General features: G+C 41.8%; 23 protein-coding genes and 1 tRNA gene. 5 read left to right on the forward strand and 19 right to left on the reverse strand.

Going from position 1 to position 24081, the window contains the following annotated elements:
• Position 1 precedes the first annotated feature (1 nt).
• From ACLV7H_RS07275 to ACLV7H_RS07330, 12 genes are all read right to left on the reverse strand, one after another.
• Positions 2-820, reverse strand: coding sequence for an ABC transporter permease (locus ACLV7H_RS07275; protein WP_411866769.1), 819 nt, complete (start codon positions 818-820; stop codon positions 2-4).
• A 1-nt stretch (position 821) separates the two neighbouring features.
• A complete protein-coding gene (locus ACLV7H_RS07280; RefSeq protein WP_411866770.1) occupies positions 822-1814 on the reverse strand; it encodes an ATP-binding cassette domain-containing protein in 993 nt (330 codons plus the stop codon).
• A 280-nt stretch (positions 1815-2094) separates the two neighbouring features.
• Positions 2095-2976: a class II fructose-bisphosphate aldolase gene (locus ACLV7H_RS07285; RefSeq protein WP_411866771.1), complete on the reverse strand. Its 882-nt coding sequence runs from the start codon at positions 2974-2976 to the stop codon at positions 2095-2097.
• A 139-nt stretch (positions 2977-3115) separates the two neighbouring features.
• Positions 3116-4444, reverse strand: a complete 1329-nt coding sequence (gene vncS / locus ACLV7H_RS07290; protein ID WP_411866772.1) for a sensor histidine kinase VncS — start codon at positions 4442-4444, stop codon at positions 3116-3118.
• On the reverse strand, positions 4441-5097 hold the full coding sequence (gene vncR / locus ACLV7H_RS07295; RefSeq protein ID WP_235098138.1) for a response regulator transcription factor VncR: 657 nt from the start codon (positions 5095-5097) through the stop codon (positions 4441-4443). Before vncR ends, vncS begins: the two co-directional genes overlap by 4 nt.
• Before the next feature lie 141 nt (positions 5098-5238).
• Positions 5239-6618, reverse strand: a complete 1380-nt coding sequence (gene vex3 / locus ACLV7H_RS07300) for an ABC transporter permease subunit Vex3 (protein WP_045590701.1) — start codon at positions 6616-6618, stop codon at positions 5239-5241.
• A gap of 285 nt (positions 6619-6903) precedes the next feature.
• Positions 6904-7536 carry an ABC transporter ATP-binding subunit Vex2 gene (vex2, locus tag ACLV7H_RS07305; RefSeq protein ID WP_045590698.1) on the reverse strand — a complete coding sequence of 211 codons (633 nt, stop codon included), beginning with the start codon at positions 7534-7536 and terminating at the stop codon, positions 6904-6906.
• 12 nt (positions 7537-7548) lie between these two features.
• Complete coding sequence (locus ACLV7H_RS07310) at positions 7549-8826, reverse strand: ABC transporter permease (protein ID WP_045590696.1); 1278 nt, start codon at positions 8824-8826, stop codon at positions 7549-7551.
• 394 nt (positions 8827-9220) lie between these two features.
• Positions 9221-9306, reverse strand: a tRNA-Leu gene (locus ACLV7H_RS07315).
• Between the two features lie 80 nt (positions 9307-9386).
• Positions 9387-9962 carry a cysteine hydrolase family protein gene (locus ACLV7H_RS07320; protein ID WP_411866773.1) on the reverse strand — a complete coding sequence of 192 codons (576 nt, stop codon included), beginning with the start codon at positions 9960-9962 and terminating at the stop codon, positions 9387-9389.
• On the reverse strand, positions 9962-10750 hold the full coding sequence (gene codY / locus ACLV7H_RS07325; RefSeq protein WP_000940724.1) for a GTP-sensing pleiotropic transcriptional regulator CodY: 789 nt from the start codon (positions 10748-10750) through the stop codon (positions 9962-9964). The genes ACLV7H_RS07320 and codY overlap by 1 nt, the downstream gene beginning before the upstream one ends.
• Positions 10751-11031: 281 nt before the next feature.
• Positions 11032-12609 (reverse strand): DEAD/DEAH box helicase, encoded by a 1578-nt coding sequence (locus ACLV7H_RS07330; RefSeq protein WP_411866774.1) that lies wholly within the window; start codon positions 12607-12609, stop codon positions 11032-11034.
• A gap of 315 nt (positions 12610-12924) precedes the next feature.
• Here ACLV7H_RS07330 and ACLV7H_RS07335 point away from each other — a divergent pair, with 315 nt between their 5' ends.
• From ACLV7H_RS07335 to ACLV7H_RS07355, 5 genes are all read left to right on the forward strand, one after another.
• Positions 12925-14241 (forward strand): FAD-containing oxidoreductase, encoded by a 1317-nt coding sequence (locus tag ACLV7H_RS07335; RefSeq protein WP_411866775.1) that lies wholly within the window; start codon positions 12925-12927, stop codon positions 14239-14241.
• A gap of 164 nt (positions 14242-14405) precedes the next feature.
• Positions 14406-15611, forward strand: coding sequence for a hypothetical protein (locus ACLV7H_RS07340; RefSeq protein WP_411866776.1), 1206 nt, complete (start codon positions 14406-14408; stop codon positions 15609-15611).
• Between the two features lie 83 nt (positions 15612-15694).
• Positions 15695-17038 (forward strand): lipid II isoglutaminyl synthase subunit MurT, encoded by a 1344-nt coding sequence (gene murT, locus ACLV7H_RS07345; protein WP_411866777.1) that lies wholly within the window; start codon positions 15695-15697, stop codon positions 17036-17038.
• Positions 17038-17820, forward strand: coding sequence for a lipid II isoglutaminyl synthase subunit GatD (gene gatD / locus ACLV7H_RS07350; protein WP_411866778.1), 783 nt, complete (start codon positions 17038-17040; stop codon positions 17818-17820). Before murT ends, gatD begins: the two co-directional genes overlap by 1 nt.
• Positions 17821-17947: 127 nt before the next feature.
• Positions 17948-19030 (forward strand): M24 family metallopeptidase, encoded by a 1083-nt coding sequence (locus ACLV7H_RS07355; RefSeq protein ID WP_411866779.1) that lies wholly within the window; start codon positions 17948-17950, stop codon positions 19028-19030.
• A gap of 40 nt (positions 19031-19070) precedes the next feature.
• On the opposite strand, the gene ACLV7H_RS07360 is transcribed toward ACLV7H_RS07355, so the two are convergent.
• The 7 genes from ACLV7H_RS07360 to ACLV7H_RS07390 form a co-directional block, all read right to left on the reverse strand.
• The gene (locus ACLV7H_RS07360; RefSeq protein WP_033583497.1) at positions 19071-19532 is read right to left on the reverse strand and encodes an ECF transporter S component; all 462 of its coding nucleotides are present in this window, start codon (positions 19530-19532) and stop codon (positions 19071-19073) included.
• Positions 19510-20283 carry a bifunctional hydroxymethylpyrimidine kinase/phosphomethylpyrimidine kinase gene (locus ACLV7H_RS07365; protein WP_411866780.1) on the reverse strand — a complete coding sequence of 258 codons (774 nt, stop codon included), beginning with the start codon at positions 20281-20283 and terminating at the stop codon, positions 19510-19512. The genes ACLV7H_RS07360 and ACLV7H_RS07365 overlap by 23 nt, the downstream gene beginning before the upstream one ends.
• Positions 20273-21022: a tRNA pseudouridine(38-40) synthase TruA gene (gene truA, locus ACLV7H_RS07370; protein ID WP_411866781.1), complete on the reverse strand. Its 750-nt coding sequence runs from the start codon at positions 21020-21022 to the stop codon at positions 20273-20275. The genes ACLV7H_RS07365 and truA overlap by 11 nt, the downstream gene beginning before the upstream one ends.
• 99 nt (positions 21023-21121) lie before the next feature.
• The gene (locus tag ACLV7H_RS07375; RefSeq protein WP_411866782.1) at positions 21122-22273 is read right to left on the reverse strand and encodes an MFS transporter; all 1152 of its coding nucleotides are present in this window, start codon (positions 22271-22273) and stop codon (positions 21122-21124) included.
• 112 nt (positions 22274-22385) lie between these two features.
• Complete coding sequence (locus ACLV7H_RS07380; RefSeq protein WP_411866783.1) at positions 22386-23009, reverse strand: Pr6Pr family membrane protein; 624 nt, start codon at positions 23007-23009, stop codon at positions 22386-22388.
• Positions 23010-23011: 2 nt separating this feature from the next.
• On the reverse strand, positions 23012-23350 hold the full coding sequence (locus tag ACLV7H_RS07385; RefSeq protein ID WP_411866784.1) for a zinc ribbon domain-containing protein YjdM: 339 nt from the start codon (positions 23348-23350) through the stop codon (positions 23012-23014).
• Between the two features lie 209 nt (positions 23351-23559).
• A complete protein-coding gene (locus ACLV7H_RS07390; protein ID WP_268712618.1) occupies positions 23560-24078 on the reverse strand; it encodes a Dps family protein in 519 nt (172 codons plus the stop codon).
• Positions 24079-24081: the final 3 nt, after the last annotated feature.

Genomic DNA, 24081 nt, shown 5'->3' on the forward strand with positions numbered 1-24081 from the left:
ACTAACCTCCTTGAATGGTGATGAATGACTGGACTCGTTTCCATATCAACTGAGACAAGCCCACCATCACTATGAGCCAGAAGAACTGTAGCAAGAGTGCTTGAAGAATCTGACTTGCATCGTATTTTCCAACAACAATCATAACTGGAGTATAAATCAAGGATGAAAAAGGCAAGAAGGACAGAATATCTGATACGATCTTTGGAAAGAAAGCCAAGGGAATCAGACTTCCAGACATAAATGCCACTATTGAAGTCTTGAGGAGATTGGAACCCCATAAATTTTTAAATACAAAGGCTGAAAATCCAAAGCAAATATTAAAGAAAAAGTTAATCAGATAAGCCAGCGTCAAGCTAAAAAGATAAAGTACAGTTAGGCCCAGCACTTCTACAATCCCTTGCCCCGATAAGATTTTCATCAAGACAATCACACTTAAAAATGGCAGTCCAACAGAGATAAAAATCAACCACTTGGAGCCAAGCTCGGTGAAAAGGTAAGAGGCCGCAAAATGCACCGGTCGCAACAAACGCATGATAATGGAACCATCCTTGACCTCATCACCAATCATAAAGGAAGAATCCGACCTGGTCAGAAGATTAGTCACAAAACTCATGATGATGTAGAGGGTGATATCTGCCATACTAAAGCCCTGAATCAAAGACTCTTGCGAAGAATCAAAGACAGCCTTCCAGAGATAAAAAGCGACAAAAGCCCCCATGACATCGCCAATCCGATAGAGAATAAAGTTGACTCGATAGCTAATCAACTCCTGAACACCTGCATTGATAAAGGGTTTATAACGTCTCCACAATTTGACCATCTTAGAGCTCCTTTCGATAGAAGCGACGGATAATATCCTCGATATCCGTATCCATCATCTTCAAATCGCGGATTTCAAAATCAGACAGGGTTTGCTTGATAATATCAGCCGACTGGTAGCGGGAACTATCGAATTCAATATTGAGGCTGTTTCCTTGTCTATCAATGGTCATATCCGAAAAGCCTTCATAGTGAGAAAGGAGATGACTTTGACCTGGTAGCAGTTCAAAGGAAAGAGTCTTCATCTTGCCAAAGGTTTCCTTGAGCTGGCTAACCGTTCCATCAAAAATCTCCTGCCCCTTGTCAATCATAAAAATTCGATCACAGAGCTGCTCAATATCACTCAGGTCGTGAGTGGTCAAGAGAATGGTTGTCTCTTCCTCCTGATTGATTTGGCTGATAGCCCGACGAATATTATCCTTGACAGAAACGTCCAAACCAATGGTCGGTTCATCTAAAAAGAGAACTTTAGGATTGTGGAGTAAAGAAGCCGCAATATCCGCCCGCATCCGTTGACCCAGCGAAAGAGTTCGCACGGGATCCTTGATAAATTCCTTCAAATCCAAGACTTCATTCAAAAAGTCCATACGCTTATGAAAGAGCGAGTCTGGCACATCGTAAATCTCTTTCAAGACCGTGTAGGTCTCTTGTAGAGCCAAATCCCACCATAACTGGGTGCGTTGTCCGAAGACCACTCCAATATCCTTGACATAATCTTGGCGATTGTCCTGCGGAATCTTTCCATTAATCCGACAAAAACCAGATGTCGGTTTCAAAATTCCTGTCAGCATTTTGATGGTTGTCGACTTCCCAGCACCATTTGCCCCGATAAATCCTAAAATCTGCCCCTTGGGAACCTCAAAGGTTAAATTCTTGACCGCTTCAAAGGTCTGTTTTTCAGGATGAATAAAGGAGCGCAAAGCTCCCTTCAACCCCGGTTCCTTCACTGTCTTCACAAAATTTTTCTGAAGATGTTCCACTTCTATCATTGCCATAAATCTCTCCCTATCGCAAGGAATAGCAACATTGTATTTTTGACTACAAATATCTAAATCCTTACTTTCTACACCTTCTCAATATTATTACAGAAGGCTTTATACCAACCTATTATAGTCCAATAAAAAACGGAATGCAAGCGTTTGCCTGAAGTTTATGAAATTGAAAATTTCTCTCTTAAAATAATAGTTTTAATCAAAAATTCTGGTTTGATAATTTCCCTAGAACACCAAAAAAACCTGCCCAATGGGCAGGTTTCATCTGTATTGTTCAGCTAGATTAAGCTTTGCCTTCTGAACCGAATACGTCGATACGTTCTTCAACTGATGCTTGGATAGCTTTTACACCGTCAGCCAAGAATTTACGTGGGTCGAAGAGTTTCTTCTTGTCGTATTCTGCTTCGTTTGCTTCATAGTCACGAGCAAATTTACGAGTTGCGTTAGCGAATGCAATTTGGCATTCAGTGTTAACGTTAACTTTCGCAACACCAAGTTTGATAGCTGCTTGGATTTGGTCATCAGGAATACCTGAACCACCATGCAATACGATTGGGAAGCCTGGAACTGCTTCTGTCAATTTTTGCAAGTGATCAAGGTGAAGACCTTTCCAGTTTGCTGGGTAAGGACCGTGGATGTTACCGATACCAGCTGCCAAGAAGTCAATACCAGTTGCAACCATTGCTTTAGCATCTTCAATTGGAGCCAATTCGCCATCACCAATGATTCCGTCTTCTTCACCACCGATAGTACCAACTTCAGCTTCTACTGAGATACCTTTAGCGTGTGCTTTTTCAACAACATCTTTAGCCAATTTAAGGTTTTCTTCAACTGGAAGGTGTGAACCGTCAAACATGATTGAAGTGTAACCAACTTCGATACACTCAAGTGCATCTTCGTAGTGACCGTGGTCCAGGTGGATAGCTACTGGTACAGTGATACCCATTGACTCAACAAGGTTAGCGATCAAGTTGCGAGCAACTTTGTAACCACCCATGTATTTAGCAGCACCCATTGAAGTTTGGATCAAAACTGGAGCTTTTTTAGCTTCTGCTGCGCGCAAGATAGCTTGAGTCCACTCAAGGTTGTTTGTGTTAAATCCACCAACTGCATAACCGTTGTCACGAGCTGCTTGGACAAATTTTTCTGCTGAAACGATTGCCATTTGTCAGGCCTCCTATATATTTTTTGGGACATCCCATTTACATTGTTCATTTTATCACTTTTTGATAAAAAAAGCTAGTTTTTCCCATACTTTAGATTGAATTTCTTCCAATCCAATCTATGTAAACCCTTTCTTTTCCTTAGTCGTGAGTGACTTTGGGATAACGTATGAAGAAGGTCAAGTGATCATCTTGCATCTCAAAATGATAAGGTAATTTCTCATGTTCTAATAAACTTTTGACCACAAAGAGCCCCATTCCTGAACCCTTGGCCTTGCGACTAGCATTTTCAGAAAAAGACTGGGCCAATTTTTCTTGTTCTTCAGGACTACAGCTATTCTCGATATAGAGTTCCCCTTCTCTCTCGCCAATGCGGACTAAGCCACCTGGAGTGGAGTGCTTGATAGCATTGCTGATGAGATTCGATAGGATTAATTTCATGACAGATGGGTTTATGTAAGCCTGCTGATGGGTTAGGCTAATGTCTACCTGAAGTTCTCTATCCTTGGCGAGTAAAGTATAATCCTTAACCAGAGTTTGCGTCATCTGAAGGAGGTCAATCTCTTCTTTCTCGTCTCGCAATTCCTGAACAGAAGAAAGAGACAATATCTGGAGAACGTGGTGACTGAGGTCATCCACAATCCCCAAGGCAACTCCCAGATAGTGGTCTCTATCCTTATAACGGCCGATATTTTCTTTCATATTTTCGATTAGGATTTTCAAGCTGGCCAGTGGTGTTTTCAGTTCATGAGAAGCCCCTCGTAGGAACTCAACCTTCATCTTTTCCAGCTGGAGAATAGCTTCATTCTTGTCATGCAAGTCCGCAATAACAGTCAAAAGGTGCTGGTAAAGGCTATTGATTTGTTCCTTGAGATCACCTATCTCATCCTTAGAATCCACACGCAATCGCACTTGGGCATCCAAATCCATCATCCGACGGGTCACCCGCTTGATTTCCAAAATCGGGGCAACAATGGTCCGAGCATAGATGTAGGCCACCAAAAGAGAAATCAGAAAGGATGCCAGCAAGGTATAAGGAAGAAACTGGAGACTGATCTGCTCTGCTTCCTTTTGCAAGTCCATGGAAGCTAGAAATTGCAGAGTCATGGTACTACCATCCTGCGTTCTCACCTCACGCTCCTCGATAAAGAGAGAGGTGGTCTGGCGGTCTGTGTCCAGAGGAAGATTGTCCTTGACTTCTAACTTGTCCTCTGTCATCTCTCCCTTGACGGCCCCCTTGATATCACTAGTCTGGGAATACAAGTCTAACACTTGCTCGATACTTTGCCTATCCTTTCCTTCTAGGGACTGGGAAATGGCTGTCGCTTTCTGACCAATGGTTTCCTGACGATGACTCAGATAAGTTGAGGGAAAGAGAAAATAAATAGCTAAATGAAGACAAATCACCAGAACACTAAAAATCGAGAAGGTATAGATAAATATCTTTGTAAATAAACCTGTTCGTTTCATTTTCGCTCCAATTTATAACCAACATTACGCACAGTGAGGATACAATCCAAGTCTAGCTTTTTCCGCAGTTCCTTGATATAAACATCAATAACACGGTCAAAGGGAACCTCATCAGTCACCTTCCAAACGGCATCGATTATCTGAGATCGAGTCAAGGCTCGTCCTTCATTTTTCACCAGATAGTCCAAAATTTCCAGCTCTTTGGCATTGATAGCCACTTCCTCGCCTGCTAGGCTTGCACTGTAGCTCTCAAAGTCCACCTTGGTGTCCTTGTAGGAGAAGATTCGTCCCGTATCGTAGTAGCGCTTGAAAATCGCGTCCACCCTCACTTTTAAGAGGGAGAGGGAGAAGGGTTTTTCCAGATATCCATCTGCTAGCGAAGCAAAGGCACTCATCTTGTATTCCTCATCCTGAAAGGCAGTTAGCATCAAAACAGGAACCTGACTGGTCTTACGAATCTCAGCTAGGACTTCTAAACCATTGAGTTTGGGCATCTGGATATCCAGTAAAACTAAGGCTACTTCATAGCTGGAAAATTGTTCTAGGGCTTCCTGACCATCTGCTGCTTCAATGGTTTCATAACCACAATCCGTCAAATAGTCACTGATCCCCTCACGGATCATCTCTTCATCTTCTACAATTAAAATTTTCATAGAAAAACGTTTCACATTCCTTTAAATTTCTTGTAAATCTTCTCTGTTTCATCCTGATAGGAAGAGTCCTTATCAAGATGAAATAGATAAAAATGCTACCTATATTATACCCCATTTAGGGGAGAATAGGTAGCAAGTTTTTTATTCGCTATCGAGCAAGAGTTCTTTTGGTTGTTTTCTAAGGAGATTGCTTGAAGCAAGCGCCATAACAAGAACGACTAGAACCAAAGCAAGAACAAAGACGATGATAAAGTCTGATGTCTGAATAGAAATATCTAGGCTCGACAAGGTCTTGCTAAAGCCGTCTACTTCTGCACCACCACCAAGATTAGAGGCTTGAGCTGCCTTGCTGGCTTGCTTGGCAACACCTGAAGTGACATTGGCTAGGACAGTATTTCCGATGGCACGAGCTGTATAGTTGGCTAGGAAGTAAGCTGAAACGAGAGCAGGGATGGCAATCAAGATCGATTCGGTGATGAATTGCCCCAAGATACTTGCCTGCTTGAGACCGATAGAGAGGAGAATGCCCACTTCCTTGCGACGGGCGTTGATCCAAAGACTAAGCAAGAGCGCAAGGAGAAGAACTGAGAAGCTCAAGCTACCCCAGAAGAGGAGGTTGGCCATTTTGTACATACCAGAAATGGATTGCTCTAGAGCTGGGTAGTTAGAGGAGCTCTTCACAAGTGTGTAGCTCTTCCAGTTGATACCACTGATACCATTCAACTCTTTCATGACATCATCCAAATTCTTGTCCGCTGTTACAAAGAAGGTTGCGTCCCCATAAATAGCTGTGTCTTCTGTGTATCCATAAAGTTTTGCAGCAGTGTGAATATCTGTGATAGCTGTGTTTTCATAGAGTTCTTGTGAGTAGGTTACTGCTGACTTATTGTGACCATCAAAGAGTCCCTTGATTGTCACTTCAACTGTTTCCTTGGCTCCTTTTTCATTGTCTGCATCGTAGATATTGGAGTCTAGTTTGACCTTATCTCCGACTTTCCAACCGTGTTTAGCTGCCAAGTCCTTATGCAAGAGGATCTTGTCCTTGTCGTCGTTGGTTAGGTGTTCACCTTCAACCAGCTTATATGATCCAGAGACAAACTTATCTTCTTTTGAGGAGTCATTGACACCTGTAATCATCAAACTGCTTCCAAACCGTTTGGCACGGTCTGCAGTGAGATTTTTCTTGGTTTCTGGCGTTTCAATAAGGTCATATCCAGTCAAATCTCCGATAGCATTGATACGTTTAACATAAGACTCGATGGCCTTGTTTTCGGTGATTTTTTTGATATCCTCACCCTTGATATTCCCAGAACCACGTGGCGTCCCTTGATTGACGCGACGATTGATTTGCATGGAGAAGCTATTGGTGATATTTTTAAAAGTCTCCTGAGAAGCCTTGGCAGTAGCTCCCTTGATCGACAAGCCGACCAAACTCAAGCTCGCCATGAGGAGAATAATCAGGAAGATAACAATCGATTTGAAAAACTTCCTTGTAACATAGGCAAATGCGTTGTGTAACATAGGTTCCCTTTCTAGATTTTGTTCTATTTCAATGTCTTATAACTTATATAAATTATTTTTTTACTATTTCCCTTAGATTGTGTGGACGGGAGCAACTTCCTGTAGGAATTTCATCCCTAATTTTTGAGCCATATGTCTCAAAAATTCCGGCCTAGATAATAACTTTGTTATTATCTAGGCTATCACTACTGCGGGAAATAGTTGTTAAAGACTCACTTCGTTTATTATTACTTTACACGTATCTGGTTACCAACTAATACTATTTTAAAGTTTAATAACTAGATTCTATATTTCAGTCAGTTTCTTATTCTTCAATTCAAGTGTAATATCTGACGCTTGCGCCACTTCTTTACTGTGCGTAACGACGATGACACATTTACCTGTTTTCTCGGCAAGTGATTTGAGCAGTTCGATAATATCTCCAGCAGTTTTAGGGTCCAGATTTCCTGTTGGCTCATCAGCTAGAATAACTGGAGCTTCTGAGACCAAACTGCGAGCAATAGCAACACGTTGCTGTTGACCACCTGATAACTGGAGAACGTTCCGCTTGATCTGACTTTCATCCAAACCAAGCTCAAGAAGTGTATCCTTGCTTGCTTTTTTGTTGACCAAGCGGATATTTTCCAGCGGAGAAAGATAATCTATCAAGTTATAATTTTGAAAGACCAGGGAAATATGATGCATGCGATGATAAGAATATCCCTTATTCCGAATGTCCTCTCCTTGGAAAAGAATAGAACCTTCGACAGGACTATCTAGACCCGCAAGTAGGGACAAGAGAGTGGATTTTCCTGCTCCTGACTCACCAATGATACTATAAAATTTTCCGGGTTCAAAATTATACTTGATCTGATATAAAACTGCCTCAGCAGTGTTCTTATAACGGTAGGTAACATCTTGCAATTGTAATAAAGTCATGATTTCTCCTTCTTAACTAATAGATGATAAAATTTCCTTAGGCGATTTTCTAAATAAGAATAGGAAACAAAGAGCTACAGACAAGCAACCAATCAAGAGCAGAAAGACATAGGATTCTGCAAAGGATAGGAGACTAGTTGATAGACCGCTTGCTTTGGCCAGCGTGTCCTGTAAGCTTGCCTGATCTCCACTGGCTAGGACAGTTTGGAGCAGATAGGATGTAATGGCATTTCCAGCGATAAGGGATGGAAGCAAAGCTCCGAGAGATACCAAAACTACCTCTAAACAGAATTGTAGGAAAATCGAACTCTTGCCTTTTCCGAGTGCCAGAAGAATCCCCACTTCGTAGACCCTTTCTCTCAACCAGAGAGACAAGACCAAAATTAAGGCTCCTGCTCCAGCTATCAACATCCCGTAAAGGAAGATGGTGAGGAAGGTTTGGAAGGTTGCAACTGAGTCTTTGATTTGTTCAAAGGCCTTGTTTTCCTTCTCTACTTGATAGCCTTGATTTTCCAAGGCCAAGTTTTCCACTTGCTTCATGAGTCCGTCCATTTCCTTAGGATTTTCTACATAGAAGCGCGCTGCACTGACTTGCGGTTCACTATTTCCCAAAAGGGTTTGGCTACTTTCATAGTCTGTAAAGACTTGGTTTTCACTGAAATCAGAAGACAAGCCTGTAAATTTCTCTTGTTTTTTACCAGAAAAGATGCCGACAATTTCAAACTCAACTGTCTGTCCTTTTCCAGATTCTGACTGTCCAGCATCCAAGCGAATCTTGTCATGAAGCGAAAGACCGTTCTTCTTAGCCAACTCTTCGTGGATCAGGATTTTCTTGGAATCCCCTTTTTGAAGGTGTCGGCCTTCTTTTAGATTGAAAGCCGAACTAGTAAAGGTAACATCCTTGGATGAATCCTCAAGAGCCGTTAAGCTAACCAAATTCTTGTCCGCAGCTGACAAGTCATCACGTTCGACGCTCTGCTCACCACTCACTGCTTCCTTGTCTTTTAGTTTTGCGACTGTCTCGAGTTCAGGAGAGACATTTTCCAGTCCCTTAATCTTGCTAACTGATGCTAGGTCCGACAACTTGAAGGTCTGTCCATTTTCTATCTTTTTGATAGAAAATGAAGTATTGAGTGATTTGTAAAGATTGCTTTCTACTGTTTTGTTGGACTTCATCAGAGTCAAACAGGCTGAAATTCCTGCTAAAAGGACAAATAAAATCAGAAATAAAATAAAACTTCTCAGTCGTTTTCTGCTGACATAAGCCCAAGCTCTTTGGATTGGATTCATTTGTCACCTCCATATTTGTAAGACTATTATAAAATTCAAATATGAAATGTTTATGAAATCGAAAAAACTTTTTGATTTATTTTTTGAAAAAATGAAGAAAGCTAGCAACTTCTAACTTTCCTTCTTATATAAGGATGTATAGTACCAATCAAAAATCTACTTCATTCTAAAAATGATAGTCACATCTTTCTGATTAGTATTTTTCCATCTCCTAAGTTCTTCATCTTCTGACTTGTGTTTGAAGAAATTCTTGATAGGATGAAATGGAAAACTCAGTTTAAATTTTCTGATACAATGACTGTTCTTGATGCCAATATTTTTCGATATAGGAAACGTGGACTCTAGTCTTCTTTGTAAAAACAAAAAGAGCTAGCTAAAGCTAACTCTTACCCTATGCGGAGAGAGGGACTTGAACCCTCACGACCTAAAGCGGTCACAGGATCCTTAGTCCTGCGCGTCTGCCAATTCCGCCATCCCCGCGTCGATTACTTTACTAGTATATCAACTTTCAAAATCTTTGTCAACACTTTTTTCAGATTTTTTTCATTTTTCCAACAGGCTTATTGTTCAATTTCAGCAAGGTTTTCATCCAGTAATTTTACTCCCAATGTGTTCTTAAAATGCCCAAGAGCAAACTGATGATTTTCTGGCCAGATAGAGGCAACTGCAGGCTTAACAATCTCAATTTGATAACCTAAATTATAAGCATCAATAGCCGTATGAAGGATGCAAATGTCCGTCAAAACACCTGTTAAGATAACAGTATCAACCCGACGTTCCCGCAAACGGATATCTAAGTCCGTTCCTGAAAAAGCTGAATAGTGACGCTTGTCCATCCAAAAGACACGACTATCCGCCTCATGCTCAGCATAAAAATCAGCTAGGGGGCCATAAAGGTTACGTCCACTAGTTCCGATGATGTTGTGCGGTGGAAAGAGCTTGCTTTCTGGGTGGAATGTATCCTTCTCTTCATGAGCATCAATGGTAAAAAAGACATAGTCTCCACGATCAAAAGCTAATCTAGTTACCTGATCAATGGCTTTTGATATTGCTTGAGCAGGTGCTCCAGCAGTTAGCTTTCCATGGTCTGCTACGAAATCCTCTGTATAGTCAATCGAGATTAAAGCCTTTGCCATTAGTAGTCCCTCTTTTTCACTTCCTCAAAAATATCACCAATTAGAACTTTGAGATAAGTCCCCTTCATTCCTAATGAACGACTCTCAATAATTCCCGCAGACTCCAATTTCCGAAGCGCATTGACAATCACTGAGCGCGTGATGCCAATACGATCTGCAATAACTGATGCAGTCAGCTGCCCTTCATTTCCATCCAATTCAGCTAAAATAGCTGATACGGCACGAAGTTCTGAATAGGAGAGGGTATTAACCGCCATGGTAACAGCCGTACGACGGCGAATATTTTTCTCATCTTCTTCACGTTGGAAGTTCAACAGTTGAATCCCTACTACCGTGCTCGCAATCTCGACAAGAATCAAATCTTCATCTTCAAACTTCTTATCATTGCGCCAAATAATCAAGGAACCCAAACGAATCCCTGATACATGAATCGGAGCGATGGTCGTCAAACCATCTGGAAAGTCCGCACGACTCTCTACAGGGAAAATGGTCAAATCATGTTCAACAGGAAGATTGGCTTCCGTATCATAGATCATGTTTGCCCCTTGTACATAGACGTCAGGGAAGGTTTTGGTTTGGAAGAACTGTTCTACACGGTCATTATTGGTCTTATAACGCATAAAGTAACCCAAGAGACGTCCCTTGTTATTCACAATACAAGCGTTACAGTCAATAATATCAGCTAACTGGCGTGTGATCGCATTGTAAGGAAGTTCATCTTGGAGTTGCTCCTCAGAGCGCTTTAGAATAGACGTGATTTTTCTTGTTTTTTCTAATAAATGTGCCATTTTTTACCTCGCATATAATCGCTTCCATTATAACATAGAAAAGTCTTTATTACAATAATTATCTGAAAATTGCTTATTTAATTGCAATTTTGAACAGCAAAAATATTTTAGAAAAAAAGCGATTTTTTATTGACATCCTATTTTATTTTTGATATTATAACATTATAAGAAGATGACATGGTAAATCCCTTTCCGTTTCACCTATCCTTTACTATCACCATCTTCTTTTACTATCGGTCTCCTTATATATAAAAGCGATTCACAGTGTGAATCGCTTTTTTCTATTTGTCCCCTTTGTTACGAATAACAAAGCCGGTTTTCTTTTCGCTTGAAGTGTTGCGAGGTTTTTTATTGTCTTTATTACGGTACCGTCTGTCTTTATCAAAACGATCGTTCCCACGACTGCCTTTCTTGAAATCATCACGGCGACCATTGCCACGGCGATCACGGTCTCGGCGGTCATCTCCACGACGGCCTCCTCGACCTCCCTTGCCTTTGCCACCAAAGCCATTACCTGATGGTTTAAATGGCAGTGGTTTTTCACGTGCAATCTCAACTTCTGGAAGGCTGTCTGGATCTTGGACTGTCATACTCAAGATATACATAGCCAATTCTTCTGGACTAAATTCTGCAGCTAACTTACGAGCATCTTTAGCAAATTTCTCAAAGTTCCCACGAATGGATTCGTCCGCGAAGTCTCGTTCGATTTTCTTGAGCGCTACTTGTTTCTTAGCTTGGAAGGCTTCTTCTGCTGTCGCTGGTTTCAATCCTTTCATGCGTTTCTTAGTCAAGTTTTCAATAATTTGAAGGTAGCCCATTTCATTTGGAGAAACAAAGGTAATAGATTGACCTGACTTACCAGCACGGCCTGTACGGCCGATACGGTGAACATAACTTTCAGGATCTTGTGGAATATCGTAGTTGTAGACGTGGGTCACACCCGAGATATCCAAACCACGTGCTGCCACGTCTGTCGCAACCAGAACATCAAGATTTCCATTTTTAAAATCACGAAGGACACGCAGACGTTTGTTTTGGTCCAAATCACCATGAATGCCTTCTGCACGGAAGCCACGAATCTTCAGTCCACGAGTCAATTCATCCACACGGCGTTTGGTACGACCAAATACAATAGAAAGTTCAGGTTGTTCTACATCCATCAGACGCGTCATAGTGTCAAATTTTTCTTGTTCCTTGACACGGATATAGTACTGGTCCACCAGTTCTGTTGTCAATTCTTTAGCAGCAATCTTGACATGCTCAGGCTCTTTCATAAACTGAACGCCGATACGTTTGATGGCTTCAGGCATGGTTGCTGAAAAGAGTAAGGTTTGACGACTTTCAGGGACACGCGAGATAATAGCTTCGATGTCTTCAAGAAAGCCCATGTTGAGCATTTCATCCGCTTCATCAAGGATGAGGGTTTCAATATCGTGCAATTTCAAAGCCTTGCGTTTGATCAAGTCCAAAAGACGGCCCGGTGTTCCTACAACGATATGGGCACCAGATTTAAGGGCTTTGATTTGTTTTTCAATGCTTGAACCACCGTAAACTGAGCGAACTTTCACTCCCTTGCTACGACCAAATCGGAAAAGTTCCTCTTGACTTTGGACAGCGAGTTCACGAGTTGGAGCGATAACCAAGGCTTGGATAGTCGCTTCTTCTGTACGGATTTTTTCAAGGGTTGGCAAGCCAAAGGCTGCAGTTTTCCCTGTACCAGTCTGAGCTTGACCGATAACGTCTTTTCCCTCAAGAGCCAAAGGAATAGTTTGCTCTTGGATAGGACTTGCTTCTACAAATCCAGCTTTTTCAATCTCTGCTAGCAAATCAGCAGACAAGTTAAATTCATTAAATTTCACGTTTTTCTTCTTTCTAAAGATGGTGCGAAGCCATCCTATAGCGCTTAGTATATACTTTTCTTTTCATGATGTATCTTCTTAAAAAATGAGATACCGTGTTGCTTCTTTTCCACGAAAGAAAAGTACGAGTTTCTTTGCAACCTATCTAGTATAACACAAGAGCGGGGCAAAAGATAGTAGAATCCTTAAGGAAAATCATGTAAACGATTTTCCACAAATATAAATACATACTTATATGGTTCGTTTCTCCCGTAGCAGAATTGTGCAAAAGTTTTTTTCTTGTGCTAGAATGAAAGCAAATAGGAGGAACTAAAAATGCTAACTTATGATTTAATCGTTATTGGATTCGGTAAAGCTGGGAAAACACTGGCTGGTAAACTAGCTTCAGCTGGTAAAAAAGTTGCCCTTATCGAACGTAGTAAGGCTATGTACGGCGGAACTTGTATCAACATCGGTTGTATCCCGACTAAAACCTTGCTAGTTGCTGCTGAGAAAGATTTGTCTTTTGAAGAAGTCATTGCTACCAAAAATACTATCACAAGTCGCCTCAATGGTAAAAACTATGCTACTGTTGCTGGTACAGGTGTAGATATCTTTGATGCGGAAGCTCACTTCCTTTCAAACAAGGTCATCGAAATCCAAGCTGGTGATGAAAAACAAGAACTGACTGCTGAAACTATCGTTATCAATACTGGTGCCGTTTCAAACGTCTTGCCAATCCCTGGACTTGCTACAAGCAAAAACGTCTTTGACTCAACAGGTATCCAAAACTTGGATAAATTGCCTGAAAAACTGGGAGTTCTTGGTGGCGGAAACATCGGTCTTGAATTTGCAGAACTCTACAACAAACTTGGTAGCAAGGTCACAGTCCTAGATGCCTTGGATACATTCCTTCCTCGTGCAGAACCTTCCATCGCAGCTCTTGCTAAACAATATATGGAAGAAGACGGCATTGAATTACTTCAAAACATCCGTACTACTGAAATCAAAAACGACGGTGATCAAGTCCTTATCGTAACTGAAAATGAAACTTACCGTTTCGATGCCCTTCTCTACGCAACTGGACGTAAACCAAACGTAGAACCACTTCAACTTGAGAATACTGATATTGAACTAACAGAGCGTGGTGCTATCAAAGTAGACAAACATTGTCAAACAAACGTTCCTGGTGTCTTTGCAGTTGGAGACGTCAATGGTGGACCTCAATTTACCTACATTTCACTTGATGACTTCCGTGTTGTTTACAGCTATCTTGCTGGAGATGGCAGCTACACTCTTGAAGACCGTCTCAATGTACCAAACACCATGTTCATCACACCTGCACTTTCACAAGTTGGTTTGACTGAAAGCCAAGCAGCTGATTTGAAACTTCCATACGCTGTTAAGGAAATCCCTGTTGCTGCGATGCCTCGTGGTCATGTAAATGGCGATCTTCGCGGTGCTTTCAAAGCTGTTGTCAACACTGAAACTAAAGAGATCCTCGGTGCAAGCATCTTCTCAGAAGGTTCTCAAGAAATCATCAACATCATCACTGTTGCCATGGACAACAAAATTCCTTACACTTACTTCACAAAACAAATCTTCACTCACCCAACCTTGGCTGAGAACTTGAATGACTTGTTTGCGATTTAAGTTTTCAGATATTCTCCACAAGACAAGCATCTATTTCGATGTTTGTCTTTTTCTATCCAGTCTATAGTTTCCTTGCAAGATTATTTGTGCTTTTAGCTGTAAAAGCTTATAATATAAGTGTAGGATGTTGTCTTCATTTTCTGTTCAAAAAGGAGGCTAGTCACATGGGAAAGCAAGTTAAACTACCAACACACTCTCCCTTTTCCTTTCTATTTAAAGGAAAAAATCCGGCTATGAAAACACTGGTTTTCTGTGTCAGTATAGTCTTCATTTTTCTCCTGCTTTGCTGGGTACTTTTTCGCTTGATTTCACCTCAAAAACAGCGATTCACAGTCAATCAAGCTGCTGATTTTTACCTTGTTAATTCGAAATCCATTCAAAGTTATCAGTTGCAAAACGATCAGTTTCAGCTCATAAAGACTGAAGGCGTCTCCATTGCAGAAGATGTCAATTTCTGGTTTCCTCAGGGACGGTTTGACAATCGCTATCTCGTCTTTTCATCTGGAAATACCAGAGGGAAGGCATCCACTCAGAACATCGTATCTCTTGACTTTCAGACAGGGGACATCCGGAAAACTTCAACTCCCTTCTATGCTTATTCGGGAGCTGGAGTATCAGATAAGTTCTTCTACACGGGCCAAACTACAACTGAGGATGGGGTGCTCAGTATGTTTGACATCTCAGGAAAGTTGATTACTCAGAAAACATTCTCCGAATCCACTTCTTTTCCAATCCAGTTTCACGGAAGAGGGAATCGCCTCTACCTCGGTCTGGGTTTTCATGATGAGTCTCGCCAACGACCCGCTTTAGTCTTCGATGGTTATTTAGTTGAATTAGACGAAAATAATCAACTAAAAGAATTGTCTCGCACGCCTCTGACAAGCGAAGGCAAGATAGTTGAAATGTTGACGTCTTCTGAATTAATCGGTGACAATTATTACAGTAGTGTTGCTTATACCCGAAATACAGAAACTTTCTCCAAAGATCCAGACAATCGCATACTTGTCATGAACTTGTCTAGTAAAGAGAAGCACTTCATCACGCTACCAGAGGACAATCCAAATCTTCTTTATAAAACACCGAAAGAGGATCGTTTGATTGTAAAACATGAGGCGGATGGAAATGATCGCTGCGCCTTATCTATTGTCAATCTCTCTGATGAATCTAGCTATCTAATCAATGTCAGAAAAGATTTACCTGACTCTACCGAAGAGATAATACACATCGATACAAGTTTGAAAAGCAAGGTATTAGTCGTAACTAATCAACATTTGTTATTGTATTCTTTAGAAAATGGCCAGCTTCTAACAAAAACAAATCTGGAACTGAAACAAAACGACTTTCCAATCGCAACTTGGTTTCAGAACTAATCACTCACAGCCCTCGTCGGGCTGTTTTTGTTTCTGCGAAATCTCAAATCTGTCTTTTCCCTCTTTTATGATATAATAGAAACATGAAATTAAAAACTACTTCGGGCATCCTTGCTGGGCGTTCATCTCACTTCATCTTGAGCCGTCTTGGTCGTGGAAGTACGCTCCCTGGAAAACTTGCCCTCCAATTTGATAAAGATATTTTACAAAATCTAGCTAAGAACTACGAGATTGTCGTGATCACTGGAACCAACGGGAAAACCCTGACAACTGCCCTCACTGTCGGCATTTTAAAAGAAGTTTATGGTCAGGTTCTGACCAATCCAAGCGGTGCCAATATGATCACAGGGATTACGACAACCTTCTTGACGGCCAAATCCTCTAAAACTGGGAAAAACATTGCCGTTCTAGAAATTGATGAGGCCAGTCTGTCTCGTATCTGTGACTACATCCATCCTAGCCTTTTTGTCATTACTAACATTTTCCGTGATCAGATGGACCGCTATGGTGAGATTTACACGACTTATAACATGATTTTGGATGCCATTCGTAAGGTGCCTACGGCTACTGTTCTCCTCAATGGTGACAGTCCACTTTTCTACAAACCAGCTATTCCAAATCCTGTACAGTATTTTGGTTTTGACTTGGAGAAAGGGCCAGCCCAACTAGCTCACTACAATACCGAAGGGATTCTCTGCCCTGACTGTCAAGGCATCCTCAAATATGAACTCAATACTTATGCTAACTTGGGTGCCTATATCTGTGAAAATTGTGGTTGCAAACGTCCTGGCTTGGACTACCGTCTGACCGACTTGGTTGAGTTAACCAACAATCGCTCCCGCTTTGTCATTGACGGACAAGAATACGGCATTCAAATCGGTGGACTTTACAACATCTACAACGCCCTAGCAGCGGTTGCCATCGCTCGCTTTCTCGGCGCAGATTCGCAACGAATCAAGCAAGGATTTGATAAGAGTCGCGCTGTCTTCGGTCGTCAGGAAACCTTCCATATCGGTGATAAGGAATGTACCCTTGTCCTCATCAAGAATCCAGTCGGTGCGACTCAAGCCATCGAAATGATTAAACTGGCACCTTACCCATTTAGCCTATCTGTCCTTCTCAATGCCAACTATGCAGATGGAATTGACACTAGCTGGATCTGGGATGCGGACTTTGAACAAATCACTGACATGGATATCCCTGAAATCAACGCTGGCGGTGTTCGGCATTCTGAAATTGCTCGTCGTCTTCGGGTGACTGGCTATCCAGCTGATAAAATCACTGAGACAAGCAATCTGGAGCAAGTTCTCAAAACCATTGAGAAGCAAGACTGCAAGCATGCCTATATCCTAGCTACCTATACCGCCATGCTGGAATTCCGCGAACTGCTAGCTAGTCGTCAGATTGTTAGAAAGGAGATGAACTAATGGTTTATACTTCACTTTCCTCAAAAGCTGGCAACTACCCTTATCAGCTCAACATCGCCCACCTCTATGGAAATATCATGAATACCTATGGAGACAATGGAAACATCCTTATGCTCAAGTATGTGGCTGAAAAGCTGGGGGCTCATGTGACAGTTGACATCGTTTCTCTCCATGATGACTTTGATGAAAACCACTACGATATCGCCTTTTTCGGTGGTGGCCAAGACTTTGAACAAAGTATTATCGCTGGAGACCTTCCTGCTAAAAAAGAGAGCATTGACAACTACATCCAAAAGGACGGTGTGGTTCTAGCCATCTGCGGTGGTTTCCAACTATTGGGGCAATATTATGTTGAGGCTTCAGGAAAACGCATCGAAGGGCTAGGTGTCATGGGCCACTACACCCTCAACCAGACCAATAACCGTTTTATCGGTGATATCAAGATTCACAATGAAGAATTCGATGAAACCTACTATGGATTTGAAAATCACCAGGGTCGTACCTTCCTCTCAGATGACCAAAAACCACTGGGACTGGTTGTCTATGGAAATGGAAACAACGAAGAAAAGGTCGGCGAAGGGGTTCATTACAAGAATGTCTTTGGTTCCTACTTCCACGGACCTATCCTCTCTCGTAATGCCAATCTGGCTTATCGCCTAGTCACTACTTCCCTCAAGAAGAAATACGGTCAGGACATCCAACTCCCTGCCTATGAGGATATTCTCAGTCAAGAAATCGCTGAAGAATACAGTGACGTGAAAAGCAAGGCTGACTTTTCTTAAACTAAGGAAAATTATATCAAAGAACTCCCCTATCTTGTCGGAGTTCTTTTTGCCTGTTCTTTTACCCTTCTCCCTTGCATTTTCTCTCTTTTTTTGCCAAAATAGAGGGGTAGAAAGAAGGTAGCATATGTCTAAATTACAACAAATCCTAACATATCTTGAATCAGAAAAACTAGACGTCGCTGTCGTATCTGACCCCGTCACTATTAATTACCTCACTGGCTTTTACAGTGATCCACATGAACGCCAAATGTTCCTCTTTGTCCTAGCGGACCGGGAACCGCTTCTATTCGTTCCAGCCCTTGAAGTAGAGCGTGCAAGTAGCACTGTTTCCTTCTCAGTAGTTGGTTATGTGGACTCTGAAAACCCATGGAAGAAAATCCAAAATGCTCTTCCACAGCTTGATTTCAAACGTGTGGCAGTCGAGTTTGACAATCTCATCTTGACCAAATACCATGGTTTGAAAACAGTCTTTGAAACTGCTGAGTTTGAAAATCTCACTCCTCGCATCCAACGCATGCGCCTCATCAAATCAGCTGACGAAGTGCAAAAAATGATGGTTGCAGGTCTCTATGCTGATAAAGCTGTAAAAGTTGGTTTTAACAATATTTCTCTTGATAAAACTGAGACAGATATCATTGCACAAATCGACTTTGCCATGAAAGGTGAAGGCTATGAAATGAGTTTTGATACCATGGTCTTGACTGGTGATAATGCTGCAAATCCACACGGAATTCCTGGTGCAAACAAGGTCGAAAAGGACGCCCTTCTCCTCTTTGACCTCGGTGTCATGGTTAATGGCTACGCCTCAGATATGACTCGTACAGTCGCTGTCGGAAAACCAGACCAATTCAAGAAAGATATTTACAACTTGACCCTTGAAGCCCAACAAGCTGCCCTTGACTTTATCAAACCTGGTGTGACTGCTCATGAAGTAGACCGCGCTGCCCGTGAAGTCATCGAAAAAGCTGGTTACGGTGAGTACTTCAACCACCGTCTCGGTCACGGTATCGGTATGGATGTCCACGAATTCCCATCTATCATGGAAGGAAACGACATGGTCATCGAAGAAGGCATGTGCTTCTCTGTTGAACCAGGTATCTATATCCCTGGTAAAGTCGGCGTTCGTATCGAAGACTGCGGTGTTGTAACCAAGGATGGATTTGACCTCTTTACCAGCACCAGCAAAGACTTGCTTTATTTTGATTAAACCTAGACAAGCAAAAAGTCAGCTTCAATAGCTGACTTTTTTATTTTATCTTCTTGACGCTCTGAAAGACTACAAATCCCACAACCATCCCCAAGGTATTTTGTAGGAAGTTTGGAAGGATTTCTGGCAAGGCTGCTGACCAGCCATTCATTAGGGTAGAACCTAAGGCGTAGCCACTTACCATGACGATTGTAGCCAAGACAAGTCCTAGCCATTGCCATTTCCCTTTAAAACCTGCAAAAAATCCTTGCAAGCCATGGTTTACCAAGCTAAAGAACATCCACTGTGGAAAGCCTGATAAAAGGTCAATTAGGAATCCTGCTAGTCCTCCAACGACGGCCCCTTCTTTACTGCCAAAGTAAAAGGCAGTAAAGAAAATACCTGCATCCAAGAGAGTCAATATTCCTGTTGGCGTTCCAATTTTCAAGTAATAACCTAGAACTACTGAAAGAGCGGTTAGAAGGGATACAAGTGCGATTTTAGTTGTTTTGGTTTGCTTCATATTGTCTTACTCCATATTGATCTGCTTGTGCAATAGCACGGTAAACGAAAGCTTTCGAGCTCTCTACTGCTGGTAAAAGTTCATCCCCTTTAACCAAGTGACTGGCGATGCTTGAGGCAAAGGTACAACCTGCACCAGCATTTTGGCCTTGAATGACTGGGTTTTCTAGAACAATGAAAGTTTGTCCATCATAAAAGACATCCACTGCCTTGTCCTGACTGAGGCGATTGCCTCCCTTGATAATGACTGCTGGCGCTCCTAAATCATGCAATTTCTGCGCTGCAGCTTTCATATCTTCCAATGTTTTGATCTCTTGACCCGCTAACAATTCTGCTTCAGGAAGATTTGGCGTAATCACACTGACATGAGGGAAAAAACGAATCAACTCTTGGCAGAGCTCACTAACAGCCACATCGTGCGTTTCTTTGCAGACCAAAACGGGGTCCAATACCACCGGCACTCCAGGACGTTGCTTGATAAAGTCCAAGGCCTTATCAGCCACACTGACAGTAGGAAGAAGGCCAATCTTAATCCCTGCAAACTCGACATCACGCAAACTATTCAACTCATGTTGAAAAATAGTATCATCCGTAGGAAAGACCTCAAAGCCCTTTTCAGTCAAGGCCGTCAAACAAGTCACTGCTACAAAGCCATGCAAGCCGTTCAAGGTATAGGTAGCCAAATCAGCTGACAAACCACCACCACTAAAAATATCATTCCCAGAAAGGGCTAAAATACGATTATTCTTCATAACGAATCTCCTTTAAATACAAGCCATTCGATGCTGCTGTTGGACCTGCAAGTTGCCTGTCCTTCTTCTCCAAAATCAAGTCAATCTGCTCAACTGGCATGCGGTTATTGCCGATTTTGAGAAGAGTCCCCACCATATTACGAATCTGCTTATACAAGAAGCCATTTCCTGAGAAGGTAAAGATTAAAAACTGCCCTGTCTCATCAACACTAAGACTAGCTTCTGTAATGGTCCGAACCTTGTCCTCTACACTGGTTCCAGATGCTGTAAAACCGGTGAAATCATGGGTTCCTTCTAATTTCTTGACAGCCTCCTGCATCCGCTCTACATCGAGGGGATAGGGAAAGTGAGTAGCATAGTGACGGCGCATCGGATTTTTAGGACGCCCCCTATCTACTATAAACTCATAGGTCTTGCTATGTTTTGCATAACGGCAATGAAAATCATCGGCCACAAGCTCAATTGAAATCACATCGATATCTTCAGGAGACTGGGTATCTAGAGCAAAACGGAGTTTTTCCTCATCCATCTGATAGGGCAGATCAAAATGAATAACCTGACCAAGAGCATGAACCCCACTATCCGTCCTACCAGCACCGTGTACAGTGATGGCTTGCCCCTTATTCAGTCTCGTTAAAGTTTTTTCGATTTCCTCTTGAACGCTCCGCGCATGAGGCTGGCGCTGAAAACCAGCAAAGGCATAACCATCATAGGAAATGATTGCTTTATATCTTGTCATGACTTCTATTTTATCAGGAAATAAAAGTGTAAACAAGTTTAAAAACCAATAATTGTCTGGGTACAAAATTCCCAGAAAGAAAAACTTAGGAAATTAATCCTAAGCTCTCTTTTGAAGTGCGTACATAACAAAGATAGAAGTGACAATCAACCAGCAGCCTAGAATGGTGAAGACCAACATACCGTTTTGAGTCACCAAGCCAATCGCCCCAAGAATAAACGGTGTCGTAAAGGCTCCAAAGCTACATCCTAGCACTGCAAAAGATGTTGCCTGATTAAGAAGCTTGGCTGGGATTCTTTCAGAAAGAAGCTGAAAGACAGTGGTCAAGGCCACACTGTAAGAAAAACCTGCCACAATACTTCCAACTACCATCACACCCAATGACGGAGACAAGGCAATCACAATCTGCCCCAATCCAAAGGTGATACCTGACCAAAGGAGCAATCTTTCTTTAAACAGAGAGATAAAGAAAGAAAAACTCACACCAGCCAAGATACCAATCAACTGCATGATACTTAAAACCAAGCTCGATAACTGGGCATCCCCTAGACCTCTTTCCACCATCAGACTAGGAATACGGATGGTGATAGCTGTGTTGGTGCAGACAACAACTGCTGCTTCGACAGCCAATAGAAAAATCAAGCCTTTCATCTGTCCTGTCAAACGAGTTGTTTCGGCCTCTTTTTTCTTTGTTTCTTTCTTTTCTTTCCCATAAGGGACAAAGAGCAGATAAAGGATCAATACTAAAAATCCCGCACTGTAGGCCAAGAAGGTCACTGTCCATCCCAAGGATAAGAGTTGACCGACCACTAGAGTCAAAATCGATGCCCCGACAACTTCTGCTGATCCGCGAAGACCCAACATCTGGATCCGTGTCTTTCCATGATAGCGTTCGCTAATGATGGAAATGGCCTTGGCATTGATCATCCCAACACCCAAGCCAAATAAAATCCGCATCGCAAAGACAAAGTTGTACTCCTGATACCAGAAAGGGGCTGCCCCCCCGATAGAAAGGATGAGAAGTCCCAGACTAATCTGAAGTCGCTCAGGAAGCAAACGCTCCAAAAAACCATTTAAAACCAGCATAATCATGATTCCAAAAGAAGGGAGACTGACCAGGAGCTCGATTTGTTCTTTGGGGTAGCCTTGATAATAGTCAAACATGGCTGGCAGAGCACTTGAGATGGAAAAGGAGGTAATCAAAACGAGGGAGAGGGCCAAAATACTAGCCCGTTCTAAATATTGTTTCATGGATTTTCTTTCTATATATTTCTCACTGTTTATCCTTGTAAAAGGAAGATGGCAAGAAAAGAAGGAGCCCGATTGAACTAGAGACTCCGTCCTAACTTTCCTAATAGGAAGACTATTTTCGCTTGATTTGCTTGATTAGGTAGAAGATAAATCCTGCAACCATATACGCCGCAAAAATGATCAAACACCATTTGATAACCACGTCCCAACCCTTGTTCACATTTAAAAAGAAATAAGGGAAGGGATTATCCTTGGAATTCGGAATATTGAGTTTTAAGACCAGGCCGTTAAACAAGGCAAAAATCATATAAACCAAGGGTAAGATGGTCCACAAGACTGGATCCCAGATCCTGTATTGACCCCGTTTATCAAAGAAGAGGGTGTCGGCTAAAAACCAGAGTGGAACGATATAGTGGCAAAGGAAATTTTCCACACGATAAAAGTCTGTCGCAATCGGAGCAAGCATAAAATGGTAAATCACACAGGTAATCATGATACTCATGGTAACACCACCCTTGAGACGAAGCAAGGTCGGACTTTGCCAATTTTCACCTGAACGGCTCATCACACGGAGCAGATAACCCGTGAAAATCGTTACCAAAAGATTGGACAACACTGTGTAGTAAAGGAGCATACCAAAGCCACCGTGCTTGGTAATCTCCAAATAAACTCCTGTAAATGCCGCTAAGAACAAAAGTACACGACTATAAAAGATAAATTTGTAGTTCAGTTTCATGGTTAGATTTTCTTAACAAACTCTGACTTGAGTTTCATGGCTCCAAAACCATCAATCTTACAGTCGATGTTGTGGTCACCTTCTACGATACGGATATTTTTAACACGAGTTCCTTGTTTCAAATCCTTTGGCGCACCTTTTACCTTCAAGTCCTTGATAAGGGTCACAGTATCTCCGTCAGCCAATTTATTTCCATTGGCATCGATAGCAACAACACCTTCTTCTACTTCTGCAACTTCTGCAGGATTCCACTCATAGACACACTCTGGGCAGACCAAGAGACTTCCGTCTTCGTAGACATATTCTGAATGACATTTTGGGCAATTTGGTAAGTTGTTCATAAGTCCTCCTTAAACTAACAATTATTCTTTAAAATTCATATGTTATTGAACAGCAACTATTATACCGTAAAATCCTACTTTTGACAATGTGTCCTAAGTCCAGCAGACAAAAAAATCATGCAACTTTTTACAGTTACATGACTTTTAAAAGATGATTGGTCATGGGCACTTATCAAGCACCACATGATAAAAGGGGTAGCAACTATATTTTACAAACCAGGAGCTTGTCCAAGTTCTGCTGCAAGCATCCAAACTGTTTTCTCAAGTTCAGCCTTAGCACCAACAAAGATATCGTTTGTAACATCATCGCCTTCTTCATCTGTTACATCCAAAGCTTTTTGGAAAAGAGCGATGAGGTAGCGATAAATCGCTAGAACACGTTCCAAACTTTTTTCAACGTTACGGAATTCCCCTTCTTCTTCTTCGATTTCACTGTGTTGAAGGAATTCTGTCAAAGTTGAGTATGGTTTGCCACCAAGGGTGATCAAACGTTCGCTGATTTCGTCAAGATAGCCATCAAGGCTGTCCATGTATTCATCCATTTTTGGATGCCATACGAGGAAACCACGACCACGCATATACCAGTGTACTTGGTGAAGGGCAATGTGAGCCACATACAAGTCCGCTACTGCTTGGTTCAATACTTCCTTTGTTTTTACCAATGCTACTGGCGCTGTTTTAGATAATGTTGTAACGTCTTTTACTGCTTCTTTTTTCAATTCAACCATATT

It is taken from the genome of Streptococcus oralis (assembly GCF_965111685.1).
Taxonomy (GTDB): domain Bacteria; phylum Bacillota; class Bacilli; order Lactobacillales; family Streptococcaceae; genus Streptococcus; species Streptococcus oralis_B.

Coding starts and splice junctions, on each gene's coding strand:
- ACLV7H_RS07275 (WP_411866769.1), bottom strand. CDS start 820: ATGGTCAAATTGTGGAGACGTTATAAACCCTTTATCAATGCAGGTGTT.
- ACLV7H_RS07280 (WP_411866770.1), bottom strand. CDS start 1,814: ATGGCAATGATAGAAGTGGAACATCTTCAGAAAAATTTTGTGAAGACA.
- ACLV7H_RS07285 (WP_411866771.1), bottom strand. CDS start 2,976: ATGGCAATCGTTTCAGCAGAAAAATTTGTCCAAGCAGCTCGTGACAAC.
- vncS (WP_411866772.1), bottom strand. CDS start 4,444: ATGAAACGAACAGGTTTATTTACAAAGATATTTATCTATACCTTCTCG.
- vncR (WP_235098138.1), bottom strand. CDS start 5,097: ATGAAAATTTTAATTGTAGAAGATGAAGAGATGATCCGTGAGGGGATC.
- vex3 (WP_045590701.1), bottom strand. CDS start 6,618: ATGTTACACAACGCATTTGCCTATGTTACAAGGAAGTTTTTCAAATCG.
- vex2 (WP_045590698.1), bottom strand. CDS start 7,536: ATGACTTTATTACAATTGCAAGATGTTACCTACCGTTATAAGAACACT.
- ACLV7H_RS07310 (WP_045590696.1), bottom strand. CDS start 8,826: ATGAATCCAATCCAAAGAGCTTGGGCTTATGTCAGCAGAAAACGACTG.
- ACLV7H_RS07320 (WP_411866773.1), bottom strand. CDS start 9,962: ATGGCAAAGGCTTTAATCTCGATTGACTATACAGAGGATTTCGTAGCA.
- codY (WP_000940724.1), bottom strand. CDS start 10,750: ATGGCACATTTATTAGAAAAAACAAGAAAAATCACGTCTATTCTAAAG.
- ACLV7H_RS07335 (WP_411866775.1), top strand. CDS start 12,925: ATGCTAACTTATGATTTAATCGTTATTGGATTCGGTAAAGCTGGGAAA.
- ACLV7H_RS07340 (WP_411866776.1), top strand. CDS start 14,406: ATGGGAAAGCAAGTTAAACTACCAACACACTCTCCCTTTTCCTTTCTA.
- murT (WP_411866777.1), top strand. CDS start 15,695: ATGAAATTAAAAACTACTTCGGGCATCCTTGCTGGGCGTTCATCTCAC.
- gatD (WP_411866778.1), top strand. CDS start 17,038: ATGGTTTATACTTCACTTTCCTCAAAAGCTGGCAACTACCCTTATCAG.
- ACLV7H_RS07355 (WP_411866779.1), top strand. CDS start 17,948: ATGTCTAAATTACAACAAATCCTAACATATCTTGAATCAGAAAAACTA.
- ACLV7H_RS07360 (WP_033583497.1), bottom strand. CDS start 19,532: ATGAAGCAAACCAAAACAACTAAAATCGCACTTGTATCCCTTCTAACC.
- ACLV7H_RS07365 (WP_411866780.1), bottom strand. CDS start 20,283: ATGAAGAATAATCGTATTTTAGCCCTTTCTGGGAATGATATTTTTAGT.
- truA (WP_411866781.1), bottom strand. CDS start 21,022: ATGACAAGATATAAAGCAATCATTTCCTATGATGGTTATGCCTTTGCT.
- ACLV7H_RS07375 (WP_411866782.1), bottom strand. CDS start 22,273: ATGAAACAATATTTAGAACGGGCTAGTATTTTGGCCCTCTCCCTCGTT.
- ACLV7H_RS07380 (WP_411866783.1), bottom strand. CDS start 23,009: ATGAAACTGAACTACAAATTTATCTTTTATAGTCGTGTACTTTTGTTC.
- ACLV7H_RS07385 (WP_411866784.1), bottom strand. CDS start 23,350: ATGAACAACTTACCAAATTGCCCAAAATGTCATTCAGAATATGTCTAC.
- ACLV7H_RS07390 (WP_268712618.1), bottom strand. CDS start 24,078: ATGGTTGAATTGAAAAAAGAAGCAGTAAAAGACGTTACAACATTATCT.